This is a genomic window from Pseudomonas sp. NyZ201, from assembly GCF_049860765.1.
Taxonomy (GTDB): domain Bacteria; phylum Pseudomonadota; class Gammaproteobacteria; order Pseudomonadales; family Pseudomonadaceae; genus Aquipseudomonas; species Aquipseudomonas bharatica.
In genome coordinates this window covers 1456249-1470303 of record NZ_CP187557.1, presented here as the reverse complement: position 1 = coordinate 1470303, position 14055 = coordinate 1456249, and the positions used below count along the sequence as shown (strand labels likewise).

The 14055-nt window shown below is 58.0% G+C and carries 7 protein-coding genes, 2 tRNA genes, 3 rRNA genes and 1 pseudogene; 1 reads left to right on the top strand and 12 read right to left on the bottom strand.

Translation table 11 applies throughout. From position 1 onward, the window contains the following. Nucleotides 1–69: 69 nt before the first annotated feature. The 7 genes and pseudogenes from ACPFMA_RS06770 to ACPFMA_RS06740 form a co-directional block, all read right to left on the bottom strand. Nucleotides 70–357, bottom strand: a pseudogene (locus tag ACPFMA_RS06770) (type II toxin-antitoxin system RelE family toxin). Beyond that, nucleotides 347–586, bottom strand: a complete 240-nt coding sequence (locus ACPFMA_RS06765; protein WP_420059291.1) for a type II toxin-antitoxin system RelB/DinJ family antitoxin — start codon at nucleotides 584–586, stop codon at nucleotides 347–349. Before ACPFMA_RS06765 ends, ACPFMA_RS06770 begins: the two are co-directional and overlap by 11 nt. Before the next feature lie 168 nt (nucleotides 587–754). After that, nucleotides 755–1498 (bottom strand): class I SAM-dependent DNA methyltransferase, encoded by a 744-nt coding sequence (locus ACPFMA_RS06760; RefSeq protein ID WP_420059298.1) that lies wholly within the window; start codon nucleotides 1496–1498, stop codon nucleotides 755–757. A 115-nt stretch (nucleotides 1499–1613) separates the two neighbouring features. After that, nucleotides 1614–3752, bottom strand: coding sequence for a catalase/peroxidase HPI (gene katG / locus ACPFMA_RS06755; RefSeq protein ID WP_420059292.1), 2139 nt, complete (start codon nucleotides 3750–3752; stop codon nucleotides 1614–1616). Between the two features lie 331 nt (nucleotides 3753–4083). After that, the gene (locus ACPFMA_RS06750) at nucleotides 4084–6540 is read right to left on the bottom strand and encodes a TonB-dependent siderophore receptor (protein ID WP_425929889.1); all 2457 of its coding nucleotides are present in this window, start codon (nucleotides 6538–6540) and stop codon (nucleotides 4084–4086) included. A 90-nt stretch (nucleotides 6541–6630) separates the two neighbouring features. Then, nucleotides 6631–7584, bottom strand: coding sequence for a FecR domain-containing protein (locus ACPFMA_RS06745; protein ID WP_420059294.1), 954 nt, complete (start codon nucleotides 7582–7584; stop codon nucleotides 6631–6633). Beyond that, complete coding sequence (locus ACPFMA_RS06740) at nucleotides 7584–8087, bottom strand: sigma-70 family RNA polymerase sigma factor (protein WP_420059295.1); 504 nt, start codon at nucleotides 8085–8087, stop codon at nucleotides 7584–7586. The genes ACPFMA_RS06745 and ACPFMA_RS06740 overlap by 1 nt, the downstream gene beginning before the upstream one ends. 193 nt (nucleotides 8088–8280) lie before the next feature. Here ACPFMA_RS06740 and ACPFMA_RS06735 point away from each other — a divergent pair, with 193 nt between their 5' ends. After that, complete coding sequence (locus ACPFMA_RS06735; RefSeq protein WP_425929888.1) at nucleotides 8281–8580, top strand: hypothetical protein; 300 nt, start codon at nucleotides 8281–8283, stop codon at nucleotides 8578–8580. Nucleotides 8581–8683: 103 nt separating this feature from the next. Here the strand turns inward: ACPFMA_RS06735 and rrf are convergent. From rrf to ACPFMA_RS06710, 5 genes are all read right to left on the bottom strand, one after another. Continuing rightward, nucleotides 8684–8799 (bottom strand): 5S ribosomal RNA (gene rrf, locus ACPFMA_RS06730). A gap of 136 nt (nucleotides 8800–8935) precedes the next feature. After that, nucleotides 8936–11826, bottom strand: a 23S ribosomal RNA gene (locus ACPFMA_RS06725). 228 nt (nucleotides 11827–12054) lie between these two features. After that, nucleotides 12055–12130, bottom strand: a tRNA-Ala gene (locus ACPFMA_RS06720). Nucleotides 12131–12165: 35 nt separating this feature from the next. Then, nucleotides 12166–12242: transfer RNA gene (locus tag ACPFMA_RS06715), tRNA-Ile, on the bottom strand. A 78-nt stretch (nucleotides 12243–12320) separates the two neighbouring features. After that, a 16S ribosomal RNA gene (locus ACPFMA_RS06710) occupies nucleotides 12321–13857 on the bottom strand. Together the 16S, 23S and 5S rRNA genes with 2 tRNA genes alongside form the textbook arrangement of a ribosomal RNA operon. Between the last annotated feature and the right edge of the window lie 198 nt (nucleotides 13858–14055).

Here is a 14055-nt window from a genome sequence, read left to right as displayed (position 1 = left end):
ATGAATCCGCTCCCACCTCGACCGGGTTGCGCCAGCTTGGTGTGGCTGCCTCAGCAGCAGCCATACCGGCTACTCAAGCCTCTCAGCAGCGCTTTGATAGGCTTGGTCATGATCTCGCCGACCAAGCGCAACCACAAAAATGACGACCTCCTGATCAATCACTTGATAGATCAAACGATACCCGCTGCTGCGTAATTTGATCTTGTAGCAATCAGGTAGTGAGTGAAGGCGATTTGCCTCAATACGAGGCTGTAGAAGGATCTCTGCCAACTTTTTCTTGAATTGCTTGCGCACCGTATCGCCAAGCTTTCGTCATTCCTTCAGTGCGCGCTTATCGAATTCAAGACTATAAGTCATCCAGTTCAACCTTCACTCGCTGAGGAGTGGCAAGTCGTTCGCGGACAGTTGCAACCAGTTCTTCATCCTCTTCCGTCAACAGCACAGGCCGAAAAGGGAGCCGCCCTTGCTCCGCCACATATTGCAGCGCCTGGCGCATAAACTCTGAAGGCGTGATTCCCAGCCGCTCAAGCTCGCTGTATGCAAGGGTTTTCAGTTCATCGTCGACACGAATATTGATGGAAGCCATCACCTGCCCTCCTGTAATGACAAACGTCTTTACAATGCCTTGAGCCAACACCAAATGCAACCACATGGAAGGAGGGTCATGGACTTCGAGACGAACGGGCCAGAATTGGCTTCCTGGCATGAATGAACGGCATGCTCCACCCGGTAGCACAGTGGTCGGCAGCTGATATCAGCGCTTTACGCAGGCGAACAACCCATTCCCGGAAACCCCATCCCACGGCACCAGTTTTTCGTAGTCATGCTCCAGCACATGCACCTCGAAATACGGCTCCAGCAGTTCCTGCAACTCGTCGAAGCTCACCGCTACCATCGGGTGCTCGTCATGCCAGACCTGGGTCTGCCCCGCCAGCGTGCGCTCGATACTCAACCGCAAGGCCTGCCGCTCGCCCTCACCCGGGTAATTCCAGGCCGAGCGGAAGGTGAAGCGGGCATCATCCAGGGTCGCGGTGTGGGAGACGAACGAGCCGTTGTCGATCCGCCGCCGGTCCACGCTGTTGAAACAGAACACCCCGCCCTCCTCCAGCGCCGCGTGCACGCTGGCGATGCATGCCTTGAGCCGTTCAACAGAGCCGCTGTAATGCACCGAATACAGGAAGCAGGTGATCAAGTCCACCGGCTCGGCCACAGTGAAGCCGCACATGTCGCCCAGCGAGAAATGCGCCTCGGGACAGCGCAACGCCGCCTTGTCGAGCATCGGCTGGTTGATATCCAGTCCGGCACTTTGATGACCTGCATCGATGAAGTGGCGGACATGCGGACCGGTGCCGCAGGCGAGGTCGAGGTGGCGCTTGCCGCCGTTGCCGAACAACTGCTGCAGGCGCTGCACGCAGTGGCTTTGCGCGCGGTAGTCGATATTCGCGCACATCAGGTCGTAGTAGCCCGACAGGTCGGTGTAGAGAGCATTGCCGGACATGGGCACCTGGGTATGCAAAGGGATCGAGGGGGCGGCATTGTAGCCGGAAGCACGGACGAAAAAAGGCCCGGTGAAGCAGAACTTCACCGGGCCCTCCTTTACTTCGGTAGATCCCTCAGGCGAGGTCGAAACGGTCCAGGTTCATGACCTTGGTCCAGGCCGCGACGAAGTCCCGGGCGAACTTCTCCTTGGCGTCGCTGCTGGCGTAGACCTCGGCGTAGGCCCGCAGGATCGAGTTGGAACCGAACACCAGGTCGTTGCGGGTGGCGGTGTATTTCACTTCGCCAGTCTTGCGGTCACGGCCTTCGAAGACTTCGTTGCTGTCATCCGCCGCTTTCCAGACGGTATTCATGTCCAGCAGGTTGACGAAGAAGTCGTTGCTCAACGCGCCGACACGATCGGTAAAGACACCATGCCGGCTACCATCGAAGTTGGTACCCAGGACCCGCATGCCGCCTACCAGCGCGGTCAGTTCCGGCGCAGTGAGCGTCAGCAGTTGCGCACGGTCGATCAGCAACGATTCGGTGGTGGCCGCACTGGTGCTGCGGCGGTAGTTACGGAAGCCGTCAGCCAGCGGTTCGAGGTATTCGAACGACTCGACGTCGGTCTGGTCCTGGCGCGCATCGACGCGACCCGGTGCGAAAGGCACCTGGACGTTGACGCCGGCCGCCTGCGCCGCCTGCTCGATACCGACCACACCGGCCAGCACGATGACATCGGCCAGCGATGCCTTGCCCGACGCCTGCTGCACCGCCTTGAGGCGCTCCAGGGTGCCGACGGCGATCTCGTTCACCGCCCAGTCTTTTTGCGGCGCCAGGGCCAGGCGCGCCCCGTTGGCGCCGCCACGCTTGTCGCCACCGCGGAAGGTCGAGGCCGAGGCCCAGGCCACCGAAACCAGTTCGCCCACCGACAGGCCGGCCTGAGCGATCTTCGCCTTGAGGTCGGCGATATCCGCCGCGCTCGGATTGTGCACCGGGCGGGGCAACGGGTCCTGCCAGATCAACTCTTCACGCGGCACTTCCGGACCGAGGTAGCGTGCCACCGGCCCCATGTCACGGTGGGTCAGCTTGAACCAGGCGCGGGCGAAGGCTTCGCTGAATGCCTGCGGGTCGTTGAGGAAGCGACGGGAGATCTTCTCGAAGCCCGGATCGAAACGCAGGGTCAGGTCGGTCACCAGCATGGTCGGCCGGCGCTTTTTCGACGGGTCGAACGGATCGGGCATGATCTCCGGTGCGTCCAGCGCTTCGAACTGGATGGCACCCGCCGGACTGCGGGTCTGGGTCCATTCGAACTTGAACAGGTTTTCGAAGAAGTTGTTGCTCCACTGGGTTGGCGTCTGCGACCAGATCACTTCCAGGCCGGAGGTGATGGCGTGGGCACCGACGCCGCTTTCGTAGGCGCTGGCCCAGCCCAGGCCCTGGGATTCGATACCACCGGCTTCCGGATCGACACCCACATGGCTGGCTGCGGAGGCACCGTGGGTCTTGCCGAGGGTGTGACCGCCAGCGATCAGGGCGACGATTTCCTCGTCGTCCATGGCCATGTTGCCGAAGGTGGCGCGGATCGCCGCCGCCGCCGAAGCCGGGTCGCCACTGGCGTTCGGGCCTTCGGGGTTCACGTAGATCAGGCCCATTTCAGTGGCCGACAGCGGGTTCTTGGCCAGGGTTTCCGGATCGCGGTGGGTCAGCCAGGCTTTCTCGTCGCCCCAGTTCACGTCGTAGTCCGGCTCCCAGACGTCTTCACGACCGGCACCGAAACCGAAAGTACGGAAGCCCGAGGCTTCCAGCGCGACGTTGCCGGCAAGGATCATCAGGTCGGCCCAGGAAATCTTCTGCCCGTACTTCTGCTTGATCGGCCACAGCAGGCGGCGTGCCTTGTCCAGGCTGACGTTGTCGGGCCAGGAATTGAGCGGAGCGAAGCGTTGCTGGCCACGACCGGCGCCACCACGGCCGTCCACGGTGCGGTAGGTGCCGGCGCTGTGCCAGGCCATGCGGATGAACAGGCCGCCGTAGCTGCCCCAGTCGGCAGGCCACCAGTCCTGGGAGTCGGTCAGGAGGTTTTTCAGATCGGCCTTGAGCGCGGAATAATCGAGCTTCTTGAATTCCTCGCGGTAGTTGAATTTCTCCCCGAGCGGGTTCGAACGATCCGAGTGCTGGTTGAGCAGGTCCACGCGCAACTGATTCGGCCACCAGTCACGATTGCTGGTACCACCGCCGGATGTGTTGTGGAACGGGCACTTACCTTGGTTCGACATTGCTGCTTTCTCCTTTTTCCTCAGCAGACCGGCCCTTGGTGACGCGGCCGACAATGGTGGAACTTTAAGACTGCACGCCCGCATGGGAAAAATTTATTAATTATATGAATTCAATAGCCATTTCCTTCTTGGCAAGCGAAACCAAGGCAGGCACATGAAAAGTTCCTTCTGGTCGATCCGGAAATCGACGAACGGCGCGAGCTGCGCGGAGAAGTAAAGCAGAGGGCCGGGGGCGGCGATTGGAAGATATGTAAATAAAAGCGAAGCGGCGGGCTCCGATCGCCAATCTCCACCGGTGGACGGGAGCTGGCGATCGGCGCCGAAAGGACGCTTAGAAATCCACGGTGGCGGAAAGCTTCAGGGTGCGCGGCTCTCCTTGTGTCAGGTAGTTGTTCGCCGTCGAGGCCGAGGCCCAGTACGCCTTGTTCGCCACATTCTCCACATTGGCGCGCAGGGTGATGTACTTATCGTCGGCCTTGAAGCCATACCGCGCACCGAGGTCGACCCGCGTCCAGGCCGGAATGCTCAGGGTGTTGGCCGCATTGACGTATTCACCCCCGGTGCGCAGCAGGCGCCCGCTGATGGCAGCGCCCTGGATGCCCGGCACATCCCATTCGCCTCCAAGGTTGAACTGGAAGCGAGGCACACCGGCAGCGCGATTACCGTCGGTGGCGCCATTGGCCGTGTTCTTCTGCTCGGTGTCCATCCAGGTGGCACCGGCCAGCACCCGCAGGCCGTCGAGTGGCTCGCCGAAGACGTTCAGCTCGACCCCTTTGTTGATCTGTTCGCCATCGACATTGAAGGTACCGAGGGCTACGCCGGGGGTGTAGCTGGTGGAATTGTTCGGCTGCTCGATGCGGTAAACACCCAGGGTCGCACCGAAACTGTCCCAGTCCAGCTTGACCCCGGCCTCGGTCTGCTTGCTGCGCTTGGGCGGAAAGACTTCACCAGGGTTGGTGACGTTGGTCAGCGGAGCGGTCGGCCCCTGGGCCAGGCCTTCGATGCGGTTGGCATAGAAGGACACGTGCTCCCAGGGCTTGATCACCAGGCCATAGACCGGTGTGGTGATGGACTCGTCGTAGTTGCTGGTGCGCGCACCGCTGGCAGTGTTCCAGGCGTCGACCTCAAGGGTCTGGCGACGTACGCCAAGGGTGAGCAACACACGATCGTCGATAAAACCGAAGGTATCGGACAGCGCGACACTCTTGATGCGGTTCTTGCCGACGACACGCGGGTCGTGGATATCGCTGCCGAAATAGGTGTTGGTCGGCCGCGGCACCTGGATCGGCTGGTACAGGTTGCCCACCGGCCGGTTCGCCACCAGGATCGCTTCATACGCCGAACGCTGCTCGCCCCACATGCCGGACAGGCCCAGGTTCATCCGGTGGCTGACAGGGCCGGTGTCGAACCGACCATCCAGGCCGGCGACGGCACTCTTGTTATCCTCGTCATGGGGCGGATACAGAAAGCCCGTGCGACCGCTACCGTCGTTGCCCACATACAACGAAGAATAAATACCGTTCTCCCGGGTGTGCTTGGCACCGATACCGGCGTAGGCGGTCCAGTTGTCGTTGAGGTCGTACTCGCCATTGAGCATGCCGTAGGTGTCTTCCAGCTCGGACCAGCTCCAGTCCTGGGCGTAGTTGTTCTTCGCCGAGGGTGCATGGGGCACCTTGGTGCCATTGGGGTAGACCACGGCGCGACCATTGTCGATGCGCTGCTTCTGGTAACCGAAATCGGTAGAAAGCCGCAGCCGCTCGCCACGGTAATCGAGGCCGACGGCGATCAGCGAAGTGCGCTTGCGCTCATCATCGATGGCCGTTTCTCCGCCGCGCTGGGCCAGGTTGATCCGTGCGCCGAAGCGGTTGTCTTCGCCGAAACGCTGGCCAAGATCGAGATGGCCGCCAACCTGGGCGTCGCTGGTGTAGTCCAGGGTCACGCTGCGTGTCGGAGTGTCTCCGGCGCGCTTGGGCACCAGGTTGACGCTGCCGCCGATACCGCTGCCTTGCGGGGCGACGCCGTTGATGAAGGCATTGGGCCCCTTGAACAACTCCACCCTTTCCACCGCCTCGGTGTTGATGATCTGCCGAGGCAGAACACCGTACAGGCCGTTGAAGGCGATATCGTCGCTTTGCAGCGGCAGGCCGCGGATGGTGAAAACCTGGGAAAAGTTACCGAAACCCGCCGACTGGCGCACGGCGGCATCGTTGAGCAGGACGTCGCCAACGGTACGGGCTTGCTGGTCGGCGATGGTCTTGGCGGTATAGCTGACAACGCTGAAAGGCACGTCGGTGATCGATCGGTTGCCCAGCACACCGAGGTGGGCACTGCGTGCGACCTGGCCGCCGGCATAGGTATCGTCAGCGAAGTCACCTGTAGCATTGACATTGGTGGCGCCCAGTTGCAACACGTCGCCGCTGGCGGCCGGGGCCAGGGTGTAGCCATTGCTGCCAAGGCTCTGCAACACGTAGCCACTACCCTGCAGAAGTTGGGCGAAACCGCCCTCGACGCTGTAGTTGCCTTGCAGACCAGGGCTATGCCGATCATTGAGCAGCTTCGCATCGAAGGACAGCGGCACGCCGGAAATCACGGCGAACCGGGCCAGTACATCCCCCAAGGCTCCGGGCTCGATGCTGTAGCCGCGGCCAACGCTGTTCGGCAGCGCTTCGGCGGCGCTGACACTGTGTGGCGGAACCAGGGCTGCGAGGGCGATAGCCAGGCTCAACGTCTTCAAGACAATACGCGGAGGACTGACTCGGGAAACGGACTGCAACAGCCTGGATGTCATGCGAAGCTCCTGTCGGCAAAAAGGAAAGTGAGGATTCACTTCCTCACCGAAGGGGCTGGAAAAAGGTATCAGGCGGCGTGTGATTTTATTTCAGCGGGGTTCGATCGCAACCCAGTAATGGGTCAGGCTGTTGATGCGGATCGGCAGGGTGTCCTGGAGCAGGCGCAGGCTGGCATCGGTATCTTTCACAGGGAAGGCGCCGGATACCGTCAGGGCGGCGACGTCGCCATGGCAACGCAGCACCCCGCGGCGATAGCGGCCAAGCTCGGCGAGCAGGTCGTCGAGGCGCATAGTGCGCGCGAGCAGCATGCCGTGCTCCCAGCTCAGCGCTGCCGTGTCCAGGGGCTGGGCCGGGCTGAGGGTTTCGCGGCCGAAACTGCCTTGTTCACCCGCGTTCAGGATCAGTGCCCCACTTGCCTGGGCCGGGTGCATTTCCACGGCGCCTTCGGTGACGAACACATGACTCTGCTGCCCTTCGATCCGAACGCTGAACCGTGTGCCGAGGGCCCGGGCGGTGCCGTGACGGGTTTCGAGAACAAGGGAACGGGTCGGGTCCTTGGCGGTGCTGATCAGAAGTTCACCTTCCAGCAGCTTGATCCGCCGCTCATGGGCGTTGAAGGCGATGTTCACGGCGCTGCCGGTATTGATCAGCAGTTGCGTGCCGTCCGGGAGGACGACGGACTTCTGCTCACCAATGGCGGTGCGCTGATCAGCGCTCCACTGCTGCCAGGGAAGCTCGCGATAGGCCATCCACAATGCGGGACCAGCCAGCAGGAACAAGCCAAGACGGTGCAGGGCCTGGCGGCGGCCGACGCGCTTGCTGTGGTGCAGGCGCCGAAAGGTGTCACTGGCAAGACTGCCGGGTAACGCATGCAAGTCACCGAGCAGGGCTTCGGCACGTTGCCAGGCCAATGCATGCTGCGGGCTGCGCTTGCACCACAGCTGGATCGCGCGGTGGTCTGCGTCGGTCGGAGCACCGGACTGCAGTTGCACCAGCCAGTCGGCGGCTTCACCGAGGATCAGCGGGTCGATATCGGGATTCATCAGCCGACGCTCAGGCAGGCGATAAACGCCTCGCGCATATGGCGTTTGACGGTGATCAACGATACGCCGAGCCGGTTGGCGATCTGCGGGTAGGTCAAGCCGTCGATCTGCGAAAGAAGGAAGGCTTCGCGCGTGCGCTCGGGCAGTTCGCGGAGCATGGCGTCAATGCGCTGCAGCGTCTCGAGGATCAGCCAGCGGGTTTCTGGCGAGGGAACTTCGGCTTCGGGCAAATGGGCGATGCTTTGCAGATACGCCCGTTCGACATCCTGACGTCGCCAGCGGTCGATGACCAGGCCCTTGGCGATGTGAGTCAACAGGGCCCGAGGTTCACTGCCAAAGCTGCGGGACGGTCGGGTCAACAAGCGTACGAAGGTATCGTGGGCCAGGTCGGCAGCATCGCTGGTGTTACCCAGTTTGCGTTGGAGCCAGCCGTGCAGCCAGCCATGATGCTCGCAATAGAGGGCCTGGATATGCGGGTAGGAGGCGCGATCAGTCAACGACATAGAGACCACTGGGCGCCGACGGCGGACGGCATTAATGTAAGTAAGAATTGCTATCAATTCTATCTGTGCAGAGTCCGCTCTGGCAATTGCAACAAGATGAGTACAGGCCGACCGGACGCGGCATCTCTTTGCCCAGCTGTGAGAAAATGCGCGGCTTTTTTGTTCCGCAGAATGGAGATGTACTGTTTTGGTAATGCATTACTCAACGAACGGCGACAGCGTCGCCTGTGGTCGCGTCGGTAACAACCTGAGCATCAGCGCGGTCGAGGCCGAAGTGGATTGCAAATCGTGCCAGCGCTCGCTGGCCAAGGCGGAAGCCGCGCCGGTGAAGAAAGCACCGTCCCTGGCTGAACTGCGCAAGCAGCGCCAGGTGAGTCAGGCACGCGAGAAAGCCGCCACCTTCTGCTTCAAGGCCAACTGGCGCGCGCGCCTGAGCGCTCTTCCCGATCGTTGCCGCCTGCCACGAGGCGTTGCACCCCAGGCATTCGTCTAAATCTTTTCACGGGGCCAAATGGCCCCGTGTTTTCAGGTGTTTTTTCTGGCCGGAAAAGACAAAACCCCTACCTGCATAAGCAGATAGGGGTTTCGGAATTGAATCTTGACGATGACCTACTCTCACATGGAGAAGCTCCACACTACCATCGGCGATGCATCGTTTCACTACTGAGTTCGGGATGGGATCAGGTGGTTCCAATGCTCTATGGTCGTCAAGAAATTCTGTGTGCCAACTCGTCTTTCGACGCCTCGGCAAATCGGGTATGTGACAGTTGTGGTCTGCACGAACTTTCGGTTCATTGCGTCTTCACCACCACAATCCGGCTTCTCAGCGCAGATTGCTTGGGTGTTATATGGTCAAGCCTCACGGGCAATTAGTATTGGTTAGCTCAACGCCTCACAGCGCTTACACACCCAACCTATCAACGTCGTAGTCTTCGACGGCCCTTCAGGGAGCTCAAGGCTCCAGTGAGATCTCATCTTGAGGCAAGTTTCCCGCTTAGATGCTTTCAGCGGTTATCTCTTCCGAACATAGCTACCCGGCAATGCCACTGGCGTGACAACCGGAACACCAGAGGTTCGTCCACTCCGGTCCTCTCGTACTAGGAGCAGCCCCTCTCAAATCTCAAACGTCCACGGCAGATAGGGACCGAACTGTCTCACGACGTTCTAAACCCAGCTCGCGTACCACTTTAAATGGCGAACAGCCATACCCTTGGGACCGGCTTCAGCCCCAGGATGTGATGAGCCGACATCGAGGTGCCAAACACCGCCGTCGATATGAACTCTTGGGCGGTATCAGCCTGTTATCCCCGGAGTACCTTTTATCCGTTGAGCGATGGCCCTTCCATACAGAACCACCGGATCACTAAGACCTACTTTCGTACCTGCTCGACGTGTCTGTCTCGCAGTCAAGCGCGCTTTTGCCTTTATACTCTGCGACCGATTTCCGACCGGTCTGAGCGCACCTTCGTACTCCTCCGTTACTCTTTAGGAGGAGACCGCCCCAGTCAAACTACCCACCATACACTGTCCTCGATCCGGATGACGGACCTGAGTTAGAACCTCAAAGTTGCCAGGGTGGTATTTCAAGGATGGCTCCACGCGAACTGGCGTCCACGCTTCAAAGCCTCCCACCTATCCTACACAAGCAAATTCAAAGTCCAGTGCAAAGCTATAGTAAAGGTTCACGGGGTCTTTCCGTCTAGCCGCGGATACACTGCATCTTCACAGCGATTTCAATTTCACTGAGTCTCGGGTGGAGACAGCGCCGCCATCGTTACGCCATTCGTGCAGGTCGGAACTTACCCGACAAGGAATTTCGCTACCTTAGGACCGTTATAGTTACGGCCGCCGTTTACCGGGGCTTCGATCAAGAGCTTCGCGTTAGCTAACCCCATCAATTAACCTTCCGGCACCGGGCAGGCGTCACACCCTATACGTCCACTTTCGTGTTTGCAGAGTGCTGTGTTTTTAATAAACAGTCGCAGCGGCCTGGTATCTTCGACCGGCATGGGCTTACGGAGCAAGTCCTTCACCCTCGCCGGCGCACCTTCTCCCGAAGTTACGGTGCCATTTTGCCTAGTTCCTTCACCCGAGTTCTCTCAAGCGCCTTGGTATTCTCTACCCAACCACCTGTGTCGGTTTGGGGTACGGTTCCCGGTTATCTGAAGCTTAGAAGCTTTTCTTGGAAGCATGGCATCAACCACTTCGTCGCCTGAAGGCAACTCGTCATCAGCTCTCGGCCTTGAAATCCCGGATTTACCTAAGATTCCAGCCTACCACCTTAAACTTGGACAACCAACGCCAAGCTGGCCTAGCCTTCTCCGTCCCTCCATCGCAATAACCGGAAGTACAGGAATATTAACCTGTTTTCCATCGACTACGCTTTTCAGCCTCGCCTTAGGGACCGACTAACCCTGCGTCGATTAACGTTGCGCAGGAAACCTTGGTCTTTCGGCGTGGGAGTTTTTCACTCCCATTGTCGTTACTCATGTCAGCATTCGCACTTCTGATACCTCCAGCAAGCTTCTCAACTCACCTTCACAGGCTTACAGAACGCTCCTCTACCGCATCACCTAAGTGATACCCGTAGCTTCGGTGCATGGTTTGAGCCCCGTTACATCTTCCGCGCAGGCCGACTCGACTAGTGAGCTATTACGCTTTCTTTAAAGGGTGGCTGCTTCTAAGCCAACCTCCTAGCTGTCTAAGCCTTCCCACATCGTTTCCCACTTAACCATGACTTTGGGACCTTAGCTGACGGTCTGGGTTGTTTCCCTTTTCACGACGGACGTTAGCACCCGCCGTGTGTCTCCCATGCTCGGCACTTCCAGGTATTCGGAGTTTGCATCGGTTTGGTAAGTCGGGATGACCCCCTAGCCGAAACAGTGCTCTACCCCCTGGAGTGATACATGAGGCGCTACCTAAATAGCTTTCGAGGAGAACCAGCTATCTCCGAGCTTGATTAGCCTTTCACTCCGATCCACAGGTCATCCGCTAACTTTTCAACGGTAGTCGGTTCGGTCCTCCAGTCAGTGTTACCTAACCTTCAACCTGCCCATGGATAGATCGCCCGGTTTCGGGTCTATACCCAGCGACTAAACGCCCTATTAAGACTCGCTTTCGCTACGCCTCCCCTATTCGGTTAAGCTCGCCACTGAATATAAGTCGCTGACCCATTATACAAAAGGTACGCAGTCACCTAACAAAGTAGGCTCCCACTGCTTGTACGCATACGGTTTCAGGTTCTATTTCACTCCCCTCTCCGGGGTTCTTTTCGCCTTTCCCTCACGGTACTGGTTCACTATCGGTCAGTCAGTAGTATTTAGCCTTGGAGGATGGTCCCCCCATATTCAGACAAAGTTTCTCGTGCTCCGTCCTACTCGATTTCATTGACAAGGGATTTTCGTGTACGGGGCTATCACCCACTATGGCGGCACTTTCCAGAGCCTTCCACTAATCTCAAGTCAACTTAAGGGCTAGTCCCCGTTCGCTCGCCACTACTAAGGGAATCTCGGTTGATTTCTTTTCCTCAGGGTACTTAGATGTTTCAGTTCCCCTGGTTCGCCTCATGTACCTATGTATTCAGTACAAGATACTCAGCTTGTGCTGAGTGGGTTCCCCCATTCAGAGATCTCTGGATCACAGTCTGTTTGCCGACTCCCCAAAGCTTATCGCAGGCTACCACGTCTTTCATCGCCTCTGACTGCCAAGGCATCCACCGCATGCGCTTCTTCACTTGACCATATAACCCCAAGCAATCTGGTTATACTGTGAAGACGACATTCGCCGAAAATTCATGACAAAAACTCACAAATTTTACCTTAGCCTGAATCAACACCAGTGAAAGTGTCGTTCAGTCTATTTCTATCACATACCCAAATTTTTAAAGAACGGACCAGTCAACAAAGACTAGAAATCAACATTCGAACCGAATGCTCATTTCTAAGCTTTAGCTACAGGAAGCAGATTATGGTGGAGCCAAGCGGGATCGAACCGCTGACCTCCTGCGTGCAAGGCAGGCGCTCTCCCAGCTGAGCTATGGCCCCAGACTGAGGCATGACACTGAATGGTGTAACTTAATTGGTGGGTCTGGGCAGATTCGAACTGCCGACCTCACCCTTATCAGGGGTGCGCTCTAACCAACTGAGCTACAGACCCAATAAGCTGCTTCTTCCGTCTTCTTCAATGAATCAAGCAATTCGTGTGGGAGCTCATGGTACGGCTGATGTCGTCGATTAAGGAGGTGATCCAGCCGCAGGTTCCCCTACGGCTACCTTGTTACGACTTCACCCCAGTCATGAATCACACCGTGGTAACCGTCCCCCCGAAGGTTAGACTAGCTACTTCTGGTGCAACCCACTCCCATGGTGTGACGGGCGGTGTGTACAAGGCCCGGGAACGTATTCACCGCGACATTCTGATTCGCGATTACTAGCGATTCCGACTTCACGCAGTCGAGTTGCAGACTGCGATCCGGACTACGATCGGTTTTGTGAGATTAGCTCCACCTCGCGGCTTGGCAACCCTCTGTACCGACCATTGTAGCACGTGTGTAGCCCAGGCCGTAAGGGCCATGATGACTTGACGTCATCCCCACCTTCCTCCGGTTTGTCACCGGCAGTCTCCTTAGAGTGCCCACCATGACGTGCTGGTAACTAAGGACAAGGGTTGCGCTCGTTACGGGACTTAACCCAACATCTCACGACACGAGCTGACGACAGCCATGCAGCACCTGTGTCAGAGTTCCCGAAGGCACCAATCCATCTCTGGAAAGTTCTCTGCATGTCAAGGCCTGGTAAGGTTCTTCGCGTTGCTTCGAATTAAACCACATGCTCCACCGCTTGTGCGGGCCCCCGTCAATTCATTTGAGTTTTAACCTTGCGGCCGTACTCCCCAGGCGGTCAACTTAATGCGTTAGCTGCGCCACTAAAATCTCAAGGATTCCAACGGCTAGTTGACATCGTTTACGGCGTGGACTACCAGGGTATCTAATCCTGTTTGCTCCCCACGCTTTCGCACCTCAGTGTCAGTATGAGCCCAGGTGGTCGCCTTCGCCACTGGTGTTCCTTCCTATATCTACGCATTTCACCGCTACACAGGAAATTCCACCACCCTCTGCCCTACTCTAGCTCGCCAGTTTTGGATGCAGTTCCCAGGTTGAGCCCGGGGCTTTCACATCCAACTTAACGAACCACCTACGCGCGCTTTACGCCCAGTAATTCCGATTAACGCTCGCACCCTCTGTATTACCGCGGCTGCTGGCACAGAGTTAGCCGGTGCTTATTCTGTTGGTAACGTCAAAACAGCAAGGTATTCGCTTACTGCCCTTCCTCCCAACTTAAAGTGCTTTACAATCCGAAGACCTTCTTCACACACGCGGCATGGCTGGATCAGGCTTTCGCCCATTGTCCAATATTCCCCACTGCTGCCTCCCGTAGGAGTCTGGACCGTGTCTCAGTTCCAGTGTGACTGATCATCCTCTCAGACCAGTTACGGATCGTCGCCTTGGTGAGCCATTACCTCACCAACTAGCTAATCCGACCTAGGCTCATCTGATAGCGCAAGGCCCGAAGGTCCCCTGCTTTCTCCCGTAGGACGTATGCGGTATTAGCGTTCCTTTCGAAACGTTGTCCCCCACTACCAGGCAGATTCCTAGGCATTACTCACCCGTCCGCCGCTAACTCGAAGAGCAAGCTCTTCTCATCCGCTCGACTTGCATGTGTTAGGCCTGCCGCCAGCGTTCAATCTGAGCCATGATCAAACTCTTCAGTTCAATACTGCTTGGGTTTTGAGAAAACCCTAAACTTGGCTCAGCAATCTCAAAATGAACTATTCGATTGCTCGTATAGTCACTTGTGATGCTGATAATCTTTCTGACTATCAGTCCATTACCACAAGCACCCACACGAATTGCTTGATTCGATTGTTAAAGAGCGTTTGGCGAAGCGTTTCGCTTCAACCGAGGCGCGCA